This window comes from Terrihalobacillus insolitus (assembly GCF_028416575.1).
In the GTDB taxonomy this organism is placed as follows: Bacteria; Bacillota; Bacilli; order Bacillales; family Amphibacillaceae; genus Terrihalobacillus; species Terrihalobacillus insolitus.
The window spans coordinates 83,393-100,648 of sequence record NZ_JAMQKB010000009.1; the positions used below are offsets into that span (position 1 = coordinate 83,393).

At 37.8% G+C, this 17,256-nt stretch carries 16 protein-coding genes and 6 tRNA genes; 18 read left to right on the plus strand and 4 right to left on the minus strand.

Annotation, left to right across the window (positions count from 1 at the left end):
• The first annotated feature begins 129 nt into the window (after positions 1-129).
• A complete protein-coding gene (locus NC797_RS10565) occupies positions 130-1,449 on the plus strand; it encodes a DEAD/DEAH box helicase (protein ID WP_272436757.1) in 1,320 nt (439 codons plus the stop codon).
• 144 nt (positions 1,450-1,593) lie between these two features.
• A complete protein-coding gene (locus NC797_RS10570) occupies positions 1,594-2,487 on the plus strand; it encodes a deoxyribonuclease IV (protein ID WP_272436758.1) in 894 nt (297 codons plus the stop codon).
• Positions 2,488-2,577: 90 nt separating this feature from the next.
• On the opposite strand, the gene NC797_RS10575 is transcribed toward NC797_RS10570, so the two are convergent.
• The gene (locus NC797_RS10575; RefSeq protein ID WP_272436759.1) at positions 2,578-2,859 is read right to left on the minus strand and encodes a DUF2624 domain-containing protein; all 282 of its coding nucleotides are present in this window, start codon (positions 2,857-2,859) and stop codon (positions 2,578-2,580) included.
• A 185-nt stretch (positions 2,860-3,044) separates the two neighbouring features.
• Between NC797_RS10575 and NC797_RS10580 the strand changes: the two genes are divergently transcribed.
• A complete protein-coding gene (locus NC797_RS10580; RefSeq protein WP_272436760.1) occupies positions 3,045-3,473 on the plus strand; it encodes a hypothetical protein in 429 nt (142 codons plus the stop codon).
• 47 nt (positions 3,474-3,520) lie between these two features.
• Here NC797_RS10580 and ispG read toward each other — a convergent pair whose 3' ends face one another.
• A complete protein-coding gene (gene ispG, locus NC797_RS10585) occupies positions 3,521-4,624 on the minus strand; it encodes a flavodoxin-dependent (E)-4-hydroxy-3-methylbut-2-enyl-diphosphate synthase (RefSeq protein WP_272436761.1) in 1,104 nt (367 codons plus the stop codon).
• 108 nt (positions 4,625-4,732) lie between these two features.
• Complete coding sequence (locus tag NC797_RS10590) at positions 4,733-5,122, minus strand: hypothetical protein (RefSeq protein WP_272436762.1); 390 nt, start codon at positions 5,120-5,122, stop codon at positions 4,733-4,735.
• Positions 5,123-5,223: 101 nt separating this feature from the next.
• Here NC797_RS10590 and NC797_RS18365 point away from each other — a divergent pair, with 101 nt between their 5' ends.
• On the plus strand, positions 5,224-5,346 hold the full coding sequence (locus tag NC797_RS18365) for an NfeD family protein (protein WP_334313189.1): 123 nt from the start codon (positions 5,224-5,226) through the stop codon (positions 5,344-5,346).
• Between the two features lie 34 nt (positions 5,347-5,380).
• Here the strand turns inward: NC797_RS18365 and NC797_RS10595 are convergent, their stop codons facing one another.
• Complete coding sequence (locus tag NC797_RS10595; protein ID WP_272436763.1) at positions 5,381-5,887, minus strand: DUF1189 family protein; 507 nt, start codon at positions 5,885-5,887, stop codon at positions 5,381-5,383.
• A 214-nt stretch (positions 5,888-6,101) separates the two neighbouring features.
• On the opposite strand from NC797_RS10595, the gene NC797_RS10600 reads away from it, so the two are divergent.
• The 14 genes from NC797_RS10600 (at position 6,102) to pstB (ending at position 17,241) form a co-directional block, all read left to right on the plus strand.
• Positions 6,102-7,727, plus strand: a complete 1,626-nt coding sequence (locus tag NC797_RS10600) for a Na/Pi cotransporter family protein (protein WP_272436764.1) — start codon at positions 6,102-6,104, stop codon at positions 7,725-7,727.
• 493 nt (positions 7,728-8,220) lie between these two features.
• A tRNA-Asn gene (locus NC797_RS10605) sits at positions 8,221-8,295 on the plus strand.
• 3 nt (positions 8,296-8,298) lie between these two features.
• Positions 8,299-8,375: transfer RNA gene (locus tag NC797_RS10610), tRNA-Met, on the plus strand.
• A 15-nt stretch (positions 8,376-8,390) separates the two neighbouring features.
• Positions 8,391-8,466, plus strand: a tRNA-His gene (locus NC797_RS10615).
• A 26-nt stretch (positions 8,467-8,492) separates the two neighbouring features.
• Positions 8,493-8,569, plus strand: a tRNA-Ile gene (locus tag NC797_RS10620).
• 12 nt (positions 8,570-8,581) lie between these two features.
• Positions 8,582-8,674 (plus strand) — tRNA-Ser (locus tag NC797_RS10625).
• A gap of 89 nt (positions 8,675-8,763) precedes the next feature.
• A tRNA-Phe gene (locus NC797_RS10630) sits at positions 8,764-8,839 on the plus strand.
• Between the two features lie 150 nt (positions 8,840-8,989).
• Positions 8,990-9,601 (plus strand): superoxide dismutase SodA, encoded by a 612-nt coding sequence (gene sodA, locus NC797_RS10635; RefSeq protein ID WP_272436765.1) that lies wholly within the window; start codon positions 8,990-8,992, stop codon positions 9,599-9,601.
• A 151-nt stretch (positions 9,602-9,752) separates the two neighbouring features.
• Positions 9,753-11,042 carry an MFS transporter gene (locus NC797_RS10640; protein WP_272436766.1) on the plus strand — a complete coding sequence of 430 codons (1,290 nt, stop codon included), beginning with the start codon at positions 9,753-9,755 and terminating at the stop codon, positions 11,040-11,042.
• A 68-nt stretch (positions 11,043-11,110) separates the two neighbouring features.
• Positions 11,111-13,249, plus strand: coding sequence for a peptidoglycan D,D-transpeptidase FtsI family protein (locus NC797_RS10645; protein ID WP_272436767.1), 2,139 nt, complete (start codon positions 11,111-11,113; stop codon positions 13,247-13,249).
• 242 nt (positions 13,250-13,491) lie between these two features.
• A complete protein-coding gene (locus NC797_RS10650) occupies positions 13,492-14,400 on the plus strand; it encodes a phosphate ABC transporter substrate-binding protein (protein WP_272436768.1) in 909 nt (302 codons plus the stop codon).
• Positions 14,401-14,603: 203 nt separating this feature from the next.
• Positions 14,604-15,527, plus strand: a complete 924-nt coding sequence (gene pstC / locus NC797_RS10655) for a phosphate ABC transporter permease subunit PstC (RefSeq protein WP_272436769.1) — start codon at positions 14,604-14,606, stop codon at positions 15,525-15,527.
• On the plus strand, positions 15,527-16,414 hold the full coding sequence (pstA, locus tag NC797_RS10660; protein ID WP_272436770.1) for a phosphate ABC transporter permease PstA: 888 nt from the start codon (positions 15,527-15,529) through the stop codon (positions 16,412-16,414). The genes pstC and pstA overlap by 1 nt, the downstream gene beginning before the upstream one ends.
• Before the next feature lie 80 nt (positions 16,415-16,494).
• Positions 16,495-17,241, plus strand: a complete 747-nt coding sequence (pstB, locus tag NC797_RS10665; RefSeq protein ID WP_417168706.1) for a phosphate ABC transporter ATP-binding protein PstB — start codon at positions 16,495-16,497, stop codon at positions 17,239-17,241.
• The last annotated feature ends 15 nt before the right edge of the window (positions 17,242-17,256 follow it).

Here is a 17,256-nt window from a genome sequence, read left to right on the forward strand (position 1 = left end):
AGATTTGAACGAGGTATGTACAGTAGAAGAAGGGGTTAAAACAAAAGTTGAGCAAAATTGGATATATCTCTTTTTCTCCTCTATAATAAGTACAGAATGTCAACATAGGAATTAAAAGGAGTATTAACAATGACAAAGCATTTATTTTATCAGTATGCACTCCATCCAATGATAAATGGGGTAATTGAAAAGTTAGGCTTTCATAAACCGACAGACATCCAACAAAAGGTTATCCCTGCAGTTCTTCGCGGGGAAAGTATTATCGGAAAATCTCATACAGGTTCAGGAAAAACACACGCTTATTTACTACCTCTTTTTAGTGAGCTAGAAAAAGAAAAGCCGAATGGTGTTCAATTTGTTGTTACTGCACCTACGAGAGAATTAGCAACCCAAATTTATGATGAAGTTCGAAACATAATCGAACTTGCCGAAAAGACGAAAGAGTGGAACGCAAAATTACTAATCGGGGGAACGGATAAGAAAAGATCGATCGAAAAACTGAAGGAACCGCCACATATTGTGGTAGGTACACCAAGCAGAATTTTAGACCTTGTCAAGGAAGAGGCACTGAACATACACACCATTCAATCGTTGATCATAGACGAGGCCGACCTCATGTTAGATTTAGGCTTCATTCAAGAGGTTGATCAATTATTAGTTAGAACGAATTCTAATGTCCAAATTCTTGTTTTCTCTGCAACCATTCCTGAAAGACTGCAACCGTTTTTAAATAAGTATTTAGAAAAGCCCAGTTACTTGGTGGCTGGTGAGCAAGATCTATCACCCGAAACTATGGAGCATCGTTTAATTCCTTTACGTCATCGGTCGATAAGTGAAATGGTTTATCGAATATCTAAGACAATTCAGCCATACCTAGCGATTATCTTTACCAATGGAAAAGACAAAGCAAATGAATTGGCCATAGAGTTAACGGAGAAGGGGTTAGAAGTTGGACTCATGCATGGAGGTCTAACGCCAAGAGAGCGAAAAAGAGCGTTAAAAGACATACAGCAGCTTAAGTACCAATATATTGTTGCAACAGACCTTGCTGCAAGAGGAATCGACATAAAAGGGGTGAGTCACGTCATTAACGCTCAGCTTCCTAAGGAAGAGGAATTTTATATCCATCGCGTTGGTCGCACCGCACGAGCAGGTATGGAAGGAACCGCGGTTAATTTGTATACCGATGAAGATATAAAGTTGATTGAGCGTTTAGAAAAGAAAGGTTTAACCTTTGATTCATACGATATTAATCAGGACAATTGGGTTAAAACAAAAGCTTGGAACGAAAGAAAAAAACGAAAAAGTACTGAATCTGATACGGAAAAAGAAGCTTGGAAACATATCCGAAAGCCTAAAAATGTGAAACCTGGCTACAAGAAAAAAATGAAAAAACAACAAGAGCAAGTAAAGAAAAAAATAATGAGAAACTCGAAGTTCAAAAAATAGATAAATCTATGATAAAATGATAGAGGTTGTTATTCAAAAAAAGTCAGCAAATGATAAGCAATGCATTTCTTCAATTGGCTTGCCTCAAATTTGGAGACTTTTTAAGCTCTGATATATAGTGACAAAGGGAAAGAAGGTGTAGACGTGGTGAAAATTGGTTCACACGTATCCATGAGTGGAAAAAAAATGCTGCTAGGTTCAAGCGAAGAAGCAGCTAGTTATGGCGCCAATGTTTTTATGATTTATACTGGTGCACCACAAAACACTAGGAGAAAACCGGTAGAGGAATTAAATATCGAAGCAGGGAAAGAGCATATGGCCGCACACAACATGCTTGAAATCGTCGTCCATGCTCCATATATAATCAATATTGGGAATACGACAAAACCGGAAACATTTGAACTTGGTGTATCCTTCCTTCGCAGTGAAATCGAGCGAACTGAGGCACTAGGTGCAAAACAAATCGTACTCCATCCTGGTGCACATGTTGGTGCAGGAGTGGACAAGGGTATTGATAAAATTATCGAAGGATTAAACGAAGTGCTACATTCTGACCAAAAAGTTCAAATCGCATTAGAAACAATGGCTGGAAAAGGTTCTGAATTAGGGAGAACGTTTGATGAACTTGCAAAAATCATCGATGGTGTTCACTATAATGATAAATTATCCATCTGTTTGGACACATGCCATATCCATGATGCCGGTTATGATATAAGAAACAATTTTGACGGTGTACTGGATCAATTTGATCGGGTCATTGGGCTTGATCGATTAAAGGTGATCCATGTAAATGATAGTAAAAATGAACAAGGTGCCGCAAAGGATAGACATGAGAATATTGGTTTTGGTCATATTGGATATGAAGCGTTACAGTATGTGGTGCACCATCACCAATTGAAAGAACTGCCAAAAATCTTAGAAACCCCATATGTGGGGGAAGACAAAAAGAACAAAAGACCTCCATACAAATTTGAAATAGATATGTTAAATGGTGAAACGTTTGTGCCAGATTTAAAAGAAAAAATTATTAGCCAATAATTGGACAATATCTAAAAGAGACAAAAAAGATGCCTTATACTGGCATCTTTTCTAATGTTATCCGAAGTAGTGCATACAAATGAATCTTAGTTAATCAAACCAAGATTCAACCCCATATTCTTTAATTAGTTTATGGAATATTTTTTGAGCCTTTTGTGCTGTTTGAATGTCGGTAATTTTTGCTAACTTTTTAAACATTTTCATTCGATCATTCTCATTGAATGGATCTAGTTTGGTTTGTTTCAAGTAAGCACTAATTTCTTTGGCCTGTTTCTTTGTAAGGGCGATATTGTATTCTTTACTATAACTTAACAATTCAGTACTACTAACTTGTTTTAATTTTTTTTTAACTATTTGTTGAAGCATACTCATTTTAAACACCTCAAGATTTTTAAAGATTTCTACTTTATATATATGGCGAAAAGCATAAATAGTGTAAAGTTGATTTTCCTATTTTGAAAAAAGATTCCTTTACTTGTTAGAAGTACCACTATTAATAACATCATTTGTCCATATACTAGGAAAGCACCTCGATTTTGATCAAAGGAGGGGTAAGTATGGACGACAAGCATAACTACAACATTGATGATGTCGAAGAATCTCCACCAAATGGTGATGAAGTACCTGCCATTAGAAACCGACAACAAGGTGCACAGTCCACTAACACTTTTGATGATACGCTTGATCACAGAAGTGGGTATGAAGAAGAGCTAGGACAGGAAATGACAGCAGATGATGTGGACCGCCCAATCAAATCAGATGAACAAGAAACCAAGATGCAGTCTAACGTGCATACTGGGATGGGATGGTTAGCGGTTATTCTGTCTGCACTCTCATTTTTTGTCATGCCAGTAATTCTTGGGGCGGCTGGTATCATTTTCGGTTTTGTTTCAAAAAATCGAGGTGCGGACACGCTTGGTAACACAGCAATCATTGCTGGTGCAATTGCGATCGTGCTAAGCCTGTTTGTTCGACCATTTGTCTAAGAACAACAAGCATAAAAAAAGAGCTGACCAATATTGGTCAGCTCTTTTTATGCTTCTTGTTCTTCTCGTTTTTTCTGGGCGAAATATTCCTCAGCTATTTTGTCAACTTCCACTTTTAATTCTTCCACCATTGTATCTTCTGGAACTTTGCGGATAATTTCACCATGACGGAATAATAAACCTTCCCCACGTGCACCTGCTATTCCAATATCAGCTTCTCTAGCCTCACCTGGTCCGTTTACTGCACAACCCAAAACGGCAACCTTAATGGGTGCTTTGATGGTGGAAATGTATTCCTCAACCTCGTTGGCAATAGAAATTAAGTCAATTTCAATTCTTCCGCATGTTGGACAGGATATCAATGTTGCAGCATTGGATGCGAGACCAAATGATTTCAATAATTCCCTTGCCACTTTCACTTCCTCAACAGGGTCAGCACTAAGAGAAATACGCATCGTGTTTCCGATTCCTTTACTAAGGATTGCACCAAGGCCAGCTGCACTTTTTACTGTTCCAGCAAACAATGTACCAGACTCGGTGATCCCCAAGTGAAGTGGATATGGTATTTTTTCAGCAGCCTTTTCATATGCTTCAATTGCAAGCGGAACATCGGATGCTTTTAAGGATACAATGATATCATGGAAATCAAGATCTTCAAGAATTTGAATATGATGTAAGGCACTTTCAACCATTCCGTCAGCGGTCGGATATCCATACTTCTCAATAATATGACGCTCTAAGGAACCAGCATTAACACCAATTCGAATCGGGATCCTTTTTTTCTTAGCAGCATTCACAACTGCTTCTACCTTTTCTCGTTTACCGATATTCCCAGGGTTAATTCTAATTTTGTCTGCTCCGCCTTCAATCGCTTTTAAGGCAAGTTTATAATTAAAATGAATATCTACCACTAATGGTATATTAATCCTCTTTTTAATTTCTGGAATGGCGTTTGCTGCACGTTCATCTGGGCAAGCAACGCGGACAATTTGACAGCCTGCTTCTTCTAATCGCAGTATTTCATTAACAGTTGCATCAACATCGTGCGTTTTTGTTGTCGTCATCGATTGTATGACGACCTCATTCTTGCCTCCAACCATAACATTTCCAACTTTGACAGGACGTGTTTCTTTTCTATGCGTAAATGCCATAAATAAATCGCTCCTTTAACTATTCGCGAACCATACAGTAAAATAAATACCACCCCTTATTATAAATGCATATGATCTAAATGAGAAGTGATTTACGTTAAAAACTGTCTATGATCCATTCTTATAAACAGGGAATAGGTATTGTTGACCTGCTTCAATCTGCTGTGGATCAACACCTGGGTTTAACTTTTTAAAATCGATGATTATTTGTGAAATCGGAACAGGGATATCATTTTGGTTGATTTGTTCAATTACACTTAATACAGTTTCACCTGCCTCAACCTCTTTGCGGCCAATTTTATAAGAATTCTTTCCGTTTTCATCTTTCTCTTGGTTCGTTTGTTTTGGATCCTCTTGTTTGTTCTGAGTATTGTTTTCCTTTTCCTCTTGGTTATCTTGCTTTTCGACAGGGACTACTGTTCCAACAGTTAGGTCTTTGAAAATACTGACAATAAAAAACAATACAAGGATAGCAATGAAAGTTTTTCTTAAAAACACGGAATATCATCCTCTTTTTTACTAGTTTCCGTTTTCCATATCTTTATAAAATGAAGTTCTCTCTTAATACTATTGTACAAAAAGTGAAATAATCCTTTTTAATTAAAGTAGAAAATGAGGAATATAGTGCACTTTCTAATGGTAAATGGATCCCAAAAAACACACCAGTTACGATCACCCACGTAGATGGAACAAAAATAGTCGTGTCAAATAAAGAGGAATAAAAAAGGGTAAAGATGCTTGTTGTTTTCAAGCATCTTATTTTTGTGACTTTGGCAAATAACGTATGGCGCCAAGCAAAAAAAGTAAAGATAAAATGAGTAAGCCCCATTTTGTAAAAGGTAAAGCAGGAAAAAGTAATTCTATTACCGATAAAGAAAGCGTTGGTGTAGTAATGGCGTAGGAAGAAATAACCCAAACCTGTTTGTAATCTACCCTCTTCTTTAAAGTTTTAGCAAGTAACAATCCGCATCCAGCGAGAAAGCTAACAAAGATAAATATTAAACCTGTTATAGTTAGGTAAATAAAGGGTATAGTAACAATTGTTAGCACATACTTTGAAAAGCCGTAAGTATCGATTGAATTAGAAATCAGATTGGAATCTATTATCGGATCATTTATGAACGCATTTACTAAAACGGGTATCATAAGAAACAGTGTTAAAAAAAAGAGATATACTATTGCTTTACTTATCTTTAAAATACGAAATGCAGCAATTTTTTTTATTTGATAAAAGCTAATTCCAAATTGCTTCCAAATAGACATAAATGGTTACTCCTCATTATTTTCTTTTTCTCTATCATATCTGACTGATTTTAGCAGAGCAATCATAATGATGGTACGAACGAAATGAACATAATGAAAATTTTATAAAAAAGTGTCGAAAAAACTTTACAAAACCTTCAGCTTTCATTAATAATGAAACAGGAGTTTATGACTTATATTTGCTGTTTAGCTTTCTAAGAAGGGATGAAAACCATTGGAATACAATGTTCAAGAAATGTTATTTGAGTTTATCGGCGGTCTGGGTATTTTCCTATTGGGTATTAAGTACATGGGTGAAGGGCTGCAAAAGTCTGCTGGAGATCGTCTTAAAGATATACTTGACCGCTTTACAAGTAACCCAATTATGGGCGTTTTTGCAGGCCTCCTTGTCACCATCTTAATACAAAGTAGTTCTGGTACGACTGTTCTGACTGTCGGTTTGGTGAATGCTGGGTTTATGACACTTAGACAAGCAATCGGCGTCATTATGGGAGCCAATATCGGAACAACTGTTACTGCATTTATTATTGGTATTGATATTCAGGCATATGCCTTGCCAATCTTAGCAGTTGGTGCACTCTTACTTTTCTTCTTTAAAAATAATAGAATAACGAATATTGGACAAACCCTTTTTGGTTTCGGATCCCTTTTTTATGGTCTAGAACTGATGGGAAGCGGGATGAAGCCGTTACGATATGTTGAATCTTTTCAAGATTTAACGGTAAGTATGAGTGACAATCCAGTTCTTGGTGTTGTGGTTGGAACAATATTCACCGTTGTAGTTCAAAGCTCAAGTGCCACAATTGGGATTCTTCAAAGTTTGTTTGAACAAGGGGCTATAGATATAAATGCTGCCTTACCAGTTCTGTTTGGAGATAATATCGGTACAACGATTACTGCAGTATTAGCAGCTATCGGTGCAAGTGTGGCAGCAAAAAGAGCTGCATTAACACATGTTATATTTAATGTTGTGGGTTCTACAGTTTTTTTACTTTTCTTAGGGTTATATACTGCATTTATTGGGTATTTACAGACGGAACTAGGTCTAAGTGATAAAATGACGATTGCTTTTGCGCATGGGATTTTTAACGTAACCAATACGGTTGTCCAACTTCCATTTATTGCAGGTTTGGCTCTGATCGTCACCAAGCTAATTCCAGGTGAAGATTCTATTGTAGAATACAAGCCAATGCATCTAGATCCTATATTTATACAACAATCCCCATCGGTTGCACTAGATCAAGCAAAAGAAGAAGTTATTCGTATGGGAGAGTATGCAACCAAGGGGCTTGAAGAAACAAGTTTATATTTGAATAACAACCAAAGAAAGCACGCGGATGTCGCATTACAAATCGAAGGTGCGTTAAACAATTTGGATCGAAAAATCACGGATTATTTAGTGGAACTGTCGGGTACCTCTTTTTCCGACGCAGAGAGTACAAAACACTCCGCATTAATGGATTCAGTAAGGGATATTGAGCGAATTGGCGATCATTTTGAAAATATAGTAGAACTTATTGATTACAAAATTTCAAACAAGGTGCTGATCACAGAACAAGCACAAGACGATCTAAATGAAATGTTTGATTTAACGATTATTACCGTAAAACAGGCATTGAAGTCACTTGAGAGTATGGATAGGGAGGCAGCCTTAGCGGTTATGCAAAAAGAAGATAAAATAGACCAGATGGAGCGAGCATTTCGAAAAAAACACATTATTCGTTTGAATGAAGGTCTGTGCACTGGTCCAGCAGGTATTGTTTTTGTAGATATCATTAGTAATCTAGAACGTGTTGGAGATCACGCGGTTAATATCGCGGAAGAAGTATTAGGCGAATAAGAAAATTCCACGATAATAGAGGATGTTCAAAAAGTCACCAAATGATAAGCGGCGCATCTCGGGGCCACACGATGTGGGTCATACAGGCGTTGCCACAGGACGTGGCGGTCTTAGCCTGTATTCCTTAAATGGCTTGTTTTTCCGTTGCTCATGTATCTGAAACCATACATTCCGCTACTCAAAACTACGCTGCCTCGACCTGCTTGCTTCTAATTTGCCGATTTTTTGAACACGCACTAATAGAGACATCATACCATGTATAAAAAGGGAGTTGAAAGCGACCTTTTTATACATCCTCTTTCATTAATTTGATTATTACAGAAAAATGTCTTGAATGGGTGGTGGGGATGTGCTATATTAATTTTGTTGCTTTCAAATTAGAATTAAAAAAAGTATTGACGGTGTGTGTTGGTTGTGATATATTATATTCTGTCGCTAAATAATAGGGACATGCATAGATTGGTTTATAAGTACATATTCACTAACTTATTATTCCACAGTAGCTCAGTGGTAGAGCAATCGGCTGTTAACCGATCGGTCGTAGGTTCGAATCCTACCTGTGGAGCCATATGGCGGTGTAGCTCAGCTGGCGAGAGCGTACGGTTCATACCCGTGAGGTCGTGGGTTCGATCCCCTCCACCGCTACCAATTTATTAGGTGATGGCGGTCGTGGCGAAGTGGTTAACGCACCGGATTGTGGTTCCGGCATACGTGGGTTCGATCCCCACCGGTCGCCCCATTGAATATGAAAAACATGTCTTAAACGGACCCTTAGCTCAGCTGGTTAGAGCTATCGGCTCATAACCGATCGGTCGCAGGTTCGAGTCCTGCAGGGTCCACCATATTTTTTTTGCGGAGGAGTACCCAAGTCTGGCTGAAGGGAGCGGTCTTGAAAACCGCCAGGAGCTTCACGGCTCGCGGGGGTTCGAATCCCTCCTCCTCCGCCATACATAATTTAAAGAGCACAAAGCATCATCGAATAAGCTTCGAAACAAGATAATGAGCGAGACCTAAATAAACTCTAATTTCTAAATAAGGCTCGGTAGCTCAGTCGGTAGAGCAACGGACTGAAAATCCGTGTGTCGGCGGTTCGATTCCGTCCCGAGCCACCATTTATGGATAAGCATATGTTGTGCTTATTTTTTTTGTTTTCTTAATGCATATAGTTTGCAGATATACGATTGCTTTGATAATCTTACATTAAAAGGATAAACATTCCTAATGTTTTTCTTTTTTACATATTTAAAAAGGAGGAATTGTAAATGGCAAAATTTGAATTACCAGAATTACCTTATGCGTATGATGCGCTTGAGCCTCATATTGATAAGGAGACCATGAATATTCACCACACGAAACACCACAATACGTATGTAACAAAGCTAAATGGTGCTTTGGAAGGACATAGTGATTTACAAAACAAATCTCTAGAGGATCTACTTGGTAACCTAAACGATGTTCCAGAAGACATTCGTACAGCTGTTAGAAATAACGGTGGCGGACATGCCAATCACAGCCTTTTCTGGACAGTGCTTTCACCAAACGGTGGTGGCGAGCCATCAGGTGAATTAGCTTCAAAAATTAACGACAAATTCGGAAGCCTTGATTCTTTTAAAGAAACGTTCGCGAGTGCTGCAGCAGGCCGCTTTGGTTCTGGTTGGGCATGGTTAATTGTGAACAATGGTGAACTTGAAGTGACGAGCACACCAAATCAAGATACACCAGTAATGGAAGGTAAAACGCCAATTCTTGGTTTAGATGTATGGGAGCATGCTTATTACCTTAATTACCAAAACAGACGCCCAGATTACATTGCGGCATTTTGGAATGTTGTAAACTGGGATGAAGTAGCAAAGCGTTATGAGGCTGCAAAATAAAAATTACGAATTCAGACCCAAGTGTTGATTAGACACTTGGGTCTTTTGATGTCTACGCAGCAATACATAATGTGGAATTTAGAACATCCTTTTAATGAATATCTCCACTACCTTTTGAAAACAATAAAGGGTAGAAAAGGAGACGGGAAATATGAAAAAATTAGCTGCGTTATTAGGTGATATTGAAATAGATCGAGATCTAAAATTGCTATTAACAATAGGTGGATTATATTCACTTGGTATATTTTTGTCGAACACATTTGTTAACATCTATTTATGGAAGCAATCTGGTGAGTATGTTTCGTTGGCCGCATATAACATAGCTGTTTATATCATGCAGCCTTTAACCTTTATTTTAGCGGGAAGATGGGCAAAGAAAGTAGACAGAGTGATTGTATTACGATTAGGGGTGATTTTCTTATCCCTATTTTTTATGACAGTCTTACTTGCTGGTGAAAAGGCTGCAACTTACAATGTGTTACTTGGTGCTTTGTTAGGAATTGGGTACGGATTTTATTGGTTGGCTTATAATGTACTTACATTTGAAGTAACGGAACCAGAAACAAGAGATTTTTTTAACGGATTTCTTGGCTTGCTCCAATCATTTGGTGGAATGATTGGTCCAATCCTTGCAGGGTATATTATTTCAAGAATGGACAGTTTTCAAGGATATACCATTATATTTAGTATTTCTTTTAGCCTTTTTGTTTTAGCAGTTATTTGTACGATGTTTTTAAAAAGAAGATCAGCAGAGGGAGTCTTTTCATACAGGCGTATTATAACAGAGCGGAAACATAACGCTAATTGGAAACGAATCCTTTATGCTCATACCTTTCAAGGGTTAAGAGAAGGGATATTTGTTTTTGTAATCTCCGTTTGGGTGTTTGTTACGACCCAAAGTGAATTTGCCCTTGGTACATTCAATTTGATTTTCTCAGGCTTTTCCTTTTTGTTTTATCTCTTAGCAACAAAGTTTATTAAGCCACATATGAGAAAAGGCTCCATTTTTGTTGGAGGACTCTCTCTTTATTTGTCGATCTATCTTATTTTAATTCATATGAGTTATCCAACATTACTTATCTATGCAGCTTTAATTGGGATATCGTATCCCATTTTATACGTACCATATTTTTCTATGTCCTTTGATGTGATCGGAAAGGCGTGGAAGGCTGGAGAGATGAGAATTGAATATATCGTCGTGAGAGAATTATTTTTGAATGTAGGGCGTGTGTTTTCAATAGGAATCTTTTTGATTGCAATTTCTATCTTTTCAGCTGAAACAATTATTCCGTATTTGCTCATGATTTTTGGTGCAGGTCATTTCATTATTTACTTCTTCGTAAAAGATATAAACCTTGAACCAAAAAAAGAACATTCCAAACAGAAACAGAAGCAGAATGTTTTTGTGAAAAATGAATTGGTGGATGAAGAAAATCGATAACAAGGTATAGAGGTGAATAACGAATCCATGTTATAATGAAGGGAAGTTTGTGAGAAAAAGGTGATGACATGGGAAAGAAGAAAAAAAAGAAATTTCAGCAGCTTCCCTTTCGCTTAAATATTTTATTTTTTATCGTATTTTTGCTTTTTTCTACACTTATCATCCAACTAGGTGTAGTTCAAATTTTGTTTGGAGAAGATGCACAGGATAAAATTAATGCAACAGAAAATCAAACTACCTATAACCCTGTACCAAGGGGAGAAATGTACGATCGTTTTGGGAGATTGGTACTAAAGAACGAAGCAACTAGGGCAATCACGTATACGCCGCCAAAGGGTGGTGCATCTGCGGAAGAAAAAGTAACGATTGCTGAACGGTTAGCAGAGCTGATCGACATAAAGAATCCAGAAGATAAGGTGACAGAAAGAGATAAAAAAGAGTACTGGTACGTTCTAAATCAGGATGAAGCAAACAGTAGGCTTACAGCAGAAGAAAAAGAGTTAGAAATTGCTGAGCAGTACCAAGCGACCTTAGACAAAATTACACAGTCAGATATTCGTTATCTTGATGATAACGAAGATTTGCTAGAAGTCATCGCAATTAAAAAACAACTTGATCGAGCCTATGAATTAGCACCTTATATTGTAAAAAATACAGATGTAACGGCAGAGGAATACGCTAAAGTAGCGGAACATCTTAATGAATTACCAGGCATAGACGTGCCTGCAGACTGGAAACGTCAGCCAGTATATGGTTTTACCTTTAAAAACTTTATAGGGAGTATAATGGAAGGTATTCCGAGTGACAACACAGATTATTATCTTGCTCGCGGCTATAGTAGGAGCGATCGTATTGGTGACACTGGGCTGGAAAATCAATATGAAAATGTACTTCGTGGCATGAAGGAACAGATCCAATACACAACAAATAAAAGTGGTAATGTAGTCGATTCAGAAGTGAAACTTAAGGGCACACAAGGTAACGATTTAGTTTTATCTGTTGATATAGAGCTCCAACAAGAAGTGGATAAAATTGTAAAGGAAGAATTGCAGACTGCAATTGAAATGTATCCGTATCAAAATCGATTTATGAAGGATGCATTAGTGGCGATGTTAAATCCAAAAACAGGCGAAATCCTTGCCCTTTCTGGTCAACGCTTTAATCGTGAAACCAATGAATATGAAGATAACTCTTTTCGTGTACTATATGATGCACATCGACCGGGTTCTGCGATAAAAGGAGCTACTGTATTATCTGGACTTCAATCAGGTGTTATAACACCAGGTCAACAATTTTATGACCGACCGATCAAAATCAAAGGAACACCAGAGAAAAGTTCGTACCGTTCCCTTGGTACGGTTAATGACATCGATGCACTAAAACGCTCTTCTAACGTATACATGTTTTACATTGCGATGCGCTTAGGGGGAGAATTCAATTATCAGTACAATAAATCGATTTCCTATAATCCAGATTCGTTTCAGGAAATACGAAACTATTTTAGTCAATTTGGGTTAGGAGTAGAAACAGGGATTGACTACCCGTATGAGAGCACTGGCTACAAAGGAAGTAATCCTGCAGCTGGTAATCTGTTGGACTTTGCCATTGGACAATACGACACCTATACAACGATGCAGTTGGCACAATATATATCAACGATAGCAAATGATGGGTATCGCATTCGACCACGCCTCGTAAAAGAAGTACGAAAGCCAACTGTTTACAATGATAAATTAGGCGCTGTGCTAAAAAGCTATAACCCAGAAGTAATGAATCGAATCGATATGGATCAATCCTATATTGACCGAGTTCAGGAAGGGTTCTATAAAGTGTACCAAGAAAGTGGTGGCACAGCTTATAGCTATTTTAATGATGCACCGTACGATCCTGCTGGAAAAACGGGAACAGCTGAAAACGAGGTGTATGTGGATGGGAAAAAGTATAATACAGAAAACCTAACACTAGTCGGATATGCCCCATACGATAATCCAGAAGTTGCTTTTGCTGTAGTTGTCCCTAATACTGGTGCCATTTCAGGACAATACCCTATTAATCATAAAATAGGCAGAGGAATATTGGACGCTTATTTTAACCTTAAAGCGGAACGAGATGAAAATGGCGTAAATATGAACTTACAAGAACAAGAACAGAACGAAGAAACTGGTGATGAAACGGCAAGCAAAGAAGAGAATAGTGAGAGTGAGTAATATAGGAGTACCCTTAGTGAAGTTCATTCACTAGGGCTTTTTTTATGTAAGGTGGTTGAGTATAAATCTGTCTTGCTTGAACAATTTAAATAGTAAAGTCAAGTGAATTCATAAGGAGTTTTTGTCGAAATTTACACTTTCTTAACATTGACTTAACTATAAGTTAAAACTAGTACGTTATGATGTTAGGGAAGGTTGGTTAAGTTGACTTTTCGAAATTATAATTTGTAGGGGGAAAAAACATGAAGAAAATGAAACAATTTATCCTTGCAGCTCTATTTTTATTATCTATTGGAGTATTAGCAGCATGTGGTTCTGGAGAAGAAAATAACGATGGACAAGAAAACAGCGACTCTGAAGATAGTGTTTCTGGTTCCATCGTAATATCAGGTTCTAGTGCAATGCAACCCCTTGCGGCAGCAGCTGCAGAACAATTTACAAATGAAAACCCTGGAGCCGACATTCAAGTGAATGCTGGTGGTTCTGGAACAGGACTAAGTCAGGTTTCTGAAGGCTCTGTTGATATTGGAAACTCAGATGTGTTTGCAGAAGAAAAAGACGGTATTCCAGCAGATGAATTAGTTGATCATAAGGTTGCAGTAGTTGGAATTACTGCTGCGGTCAATCCCGAAGTCGGAATTGACAATTTGAGTAAAGAAGATTTAATAAAAGTATTTACTGGTGAAATCACAAACTGGAGTGAAGTTGGTGGTGCTGATCAAGAAATTACATTAGTAAACAGACCTGATTCTTCTGGTACCCGAGCAACTTTCGTTAATTTCGGTTTAGACGGTGCAACTCCAGCAGAGGGGATAACACAGGATTCCTCTAACACTGTTAAAAAGATTATAGGTGAAACACCGGGCGCTATCGGTTATCTAGCATTTTCATACTTCACAGACGATTCCGTAACCCCTATAGCGATTGATGGTGTCAAGGCAACAGATGAAAATGTACAAAGTGGAGCATTCCCAATTTGGGCATACGAGCACTCTTATACGAAAGGGGAACCAACTGGGTTAGCGAAACAATTCCTAGACTATTTAATGAGTGATGAAATACAGGAAGGACTGGTTTCCGAACAAGGATACATTGCGGCTACAAAAATGCAAGTAGAACGTGATGAAGAGGGAAATCAAACCGACAAGTAAATTTTTAAAAAACAAATAATTTTTCAGGGTAAATGTTTACATGCTATACATTTACCCTCTTGTTACTTCTATATAGAGGATGTTCAACACGCCAATAAACGTTATATCACATCGATAGAGGATTTTCTTAACCGATAACAAGTCTTATAGTAATACTGTAATAATAAAGGAATAGAGCTCAGTTTTAAGGAGTGCGGATTGAAATGGAAAATACAACAACTTCTGCCAGAGAAAGATTAGTGAAGTCAAACAAAAATAAATCCAACGGTGAACTAAGGGGCAAAATGATTGTTACATTATCTGCCATTATTATGATCACCGCAACTGTGGCGATCACTGTCTTTTTGGCAACAAAAGGATTACAGGCGTTTTTAGTTAACGGTGTAAGTCCAATTGAATTTTTAACGAGTACAGACTGGAATCCAACAGATGAAGGTAATCCAAAATTTGGAGCATTCCCTTTTATCTATGGCTCATTAGCTGTTACATTGCTATCCGCTTTGATCGCAGCGCCAATTGGAATAGGTGCGGCTATATTCATGACAGAGATTGCACCTGCTTGGGGAAGAAAAATACTACAGCCTGTTATTGAATTACTAGTTGGTATTCCATCTGTCGTTTATGGATTTATTGGACTAACAGTATTAGTGCCTTTTATAAGAAATCAATTCGATGGAATAGGGTATAGTTTACTTGCTGGGACAATTGTTCTTTCTGTTATGATCTTGCCTACGATCACAACGATTGCTACAGATGCGATGGGGACTTTGCCTAGAAATTTGCGAGAGGGTTCTTATGCACTAGGTGCCACAAGGTGGCAGACAATTAGAAAGGTACTTGTTCCTGCAGCATTACCATCACTTTTGACTGCCATTGTTTTGGGTATGGCAAGAGCATTCGGTGAAGCGCTAGCGGTTCAAATGGTAATTGGAAATTCCCGAGCTATACCATCTAGTATACTTGATACATCAGCAACACTAACTTCCATCATTACCTTAAATATGGGATATACAACCTATGGGAGTGTAGAAAACAATACACTGTGGTCAATGGGACTCATTCTATTAATTATTTCCTTTGTCTTCATTTTAATCATTCGGTATTTGTCATCTAGGAGGAGAATATAATGAATAGTAGGGTTGCAGACAGGATTGCCACTGGTGTGTTGATTGGGTTAGCGACGATCATTGTCGTATTATTAGTTGGCCTTTTTTCATATATTTTAGCAAAGGGTATACCTAATATTTCATGGAGCTTCTTAACTTCCCCGTCGAGTACGGTACAAGCAGGTGGGGGGATTAGGGATCAACTATTTAATTCGTTCTATATACTGTTTATTACAATGCTGATTACGGTGCCACTTGGTGTTCTCGGTGGTATCTACATGGCAGAATATGCTCAACCAGGTAAAATCACTCATTTTATTCGTTCCTGCATAGAAATGCTTGCCTCTTTACCTTCTATCGTTGTAGGAATGTTTGGACTACTCATATTTGTTAACACAATTGGCTGGGGATACACCATTATAGGTGGAGCATTAGCTTTAACAATATTTAACATACCCGTCATGGTCAGAGTCAGTGAGGATGCAGTACGCTCCGTTCCATCCGAACAAAAGGAAGCAAGTTTAGCACTTGGCATTACACATTGGCACACAATTAAAACGGTATTAATTCCTGCTGCTTTTCCAGGTATTTTAACTGGTGCAATACTTGCTTCAGGACGTGTGTTTGGTGAGGCAGCTGCATTGTTATTCACAGCTGGTTTATCCACTCCAAAACTAAATTACATGAACTGGAATCCATTTTCTGAAACTTCTCCGTTAAATATTTTTAGACCTGCTGAGACGCTTTCTGTTCATATTTGGGAAATAAACACACAAGGGATTATCCCTGATGTTGAAGAGGTGGCCAATGGTGCTTCGGCCGTTCTTGTTCTTTCGGTTCTATTATTTAATTTGTTAGCTAGATGGTTGGGAAGTACCATTCATAAAAAGATAACTGCTAGCAAATAGAGGGGTTAGGTGATGATATGAAAACGCCAATTGCTACTAGTGAGCAGAAACAATCAATACCGAAAAAAGAAACAGATACTATTCTGAAAGTAAGCAACCTAAGTATATTTTATGGGAGTAATCAAGCTGTAAAGCATGCTACCTTTGACATCGACAAAAACAAAGTAACTGCTTTAATCGGCCCTTCTGGCTGCGGTAAGTCAACATTTTTAAGAAGCATAAACAGAATGAATGATCTCATTCCGATTGCCAGAAGTGAAGGTGAAATAATGTATGAAGATGTTAATATTTTGAATAAGAATATTAACGTAGTAGCACTAAGGAAAGAAATTGGTATGGTATTTCAAAAGCCAAATCCATTTCCAAAGTCCATCTATAACAACATTGCACATGCTTTAAAATTCTATGGTATTCAAAAAAAGAAAGTTGTAGACGAAATCGTTGAGGAAAGCTTAAAGAAATCGGCACTTTGGGATGAAGTCAAGGATCGTTTGCATGAATCCGCTTTTTCATTATCAGGTGGACAGCAGCAAAGATTATGTATTGCAAGGACGTTAGCGATGAAACCGAATGTTCTGTTATTGGATGAACCATCCTCTGCTTTAGATCCAATATCCAATGCAAAAATAGAAGAATTAATTTTGCAATTAAAAGATGAATTTTCGATCGTTATTGTGACGCATAACATGCAACAAGCTTCTCGAATATCGGATAAAACAGCATTTTTCTTAAATGGAGATGTTGTAGAGTATGACCGTACGGAAACTATTTTCACCAATCCTTCCCAGCAAAAAACAGAAGACTACATTTCAGGTAGATTTGGATAGGGGGTTCACAAACAC

Excerpts from the sequence above, each read along its gene's own strand:
- NC797_RS10565 (WP_272436757.1), top strand. The coding sequence starts at position 130 with ATGACAAAGCATTTATTTTATCAGTATGCACTCCATCCAATGATAAAT.
- NC797_RS10575 (WP_272436759.1), bottom strand. The coding sequence starts at position 2,859 with ATGAGTATGCTTCAACAAATAGTTAAAAAAAAATTAAAACAAGTTAGT.
- NC797_RS10580 (WP_272436760.1), top strand. The coding sequence starts at position 3,045 with ATGGACGACAAGCATAACTACAACATTGATGATGTCGAAGAATCTCCA.
- ispG (WP_272436761.1), bottom strand. The coding sequence starts at position 4,624 with ATGGCATTTACGCATAGAAAAGAAACACGTCCTGTCAAAGTTGGAAAT.
- NC797_RS10595 (WP_272436763.1), bottom strand. The coding sequence starts at position 5,887 with ATGTCTATTTGGAAGCAATTTGGAATTAGCTTTTATCAAATAAAAAAA.
- sodA (WP_272436765.1), top strand. The coding sequence starts at position 8,990 with ATGGCAAAATTTGAATTACCAGAATTACCTTATGCGTATGATGCGCTT.
- NC797_RS10640 (WP_272436766.1), top strand. The coding sequence starts at position 9,753 with ATGAAAAAATTAGCTGCGTTATTAGGTGATATTGAAATAGATCGAGAT.
- NC797_RS10645 (WP_272436767.1), top strand. The coding sequence starts at position 11,111 with ATGGGAAAGAAGAAAAAAAAGAAATTTCAGCAGCTTCCCTTTCGCTTA.
- NC797_RS10650 (WP_272436768.1), top strand. The coding sequence starts at position 13,492 with ATGAAGAAAATGAAACAATTTATCCTTGCAGCTCTATTTTTATTATCT.
- pstC (WP_272436769.1), top strand. The coding sequence starts at position 14,604 with ATGGAAAATACAACAACTTCTGCCAGAGAAAGATTAGTGAAGTCAAAC.
- pstA (WP_272436770.1), top strand. The coding sequence starts at position 15,527 with ATGAATAGTAGGGTTGCAGACAGGATTGCCACTGGTGTGTTGATTGGG.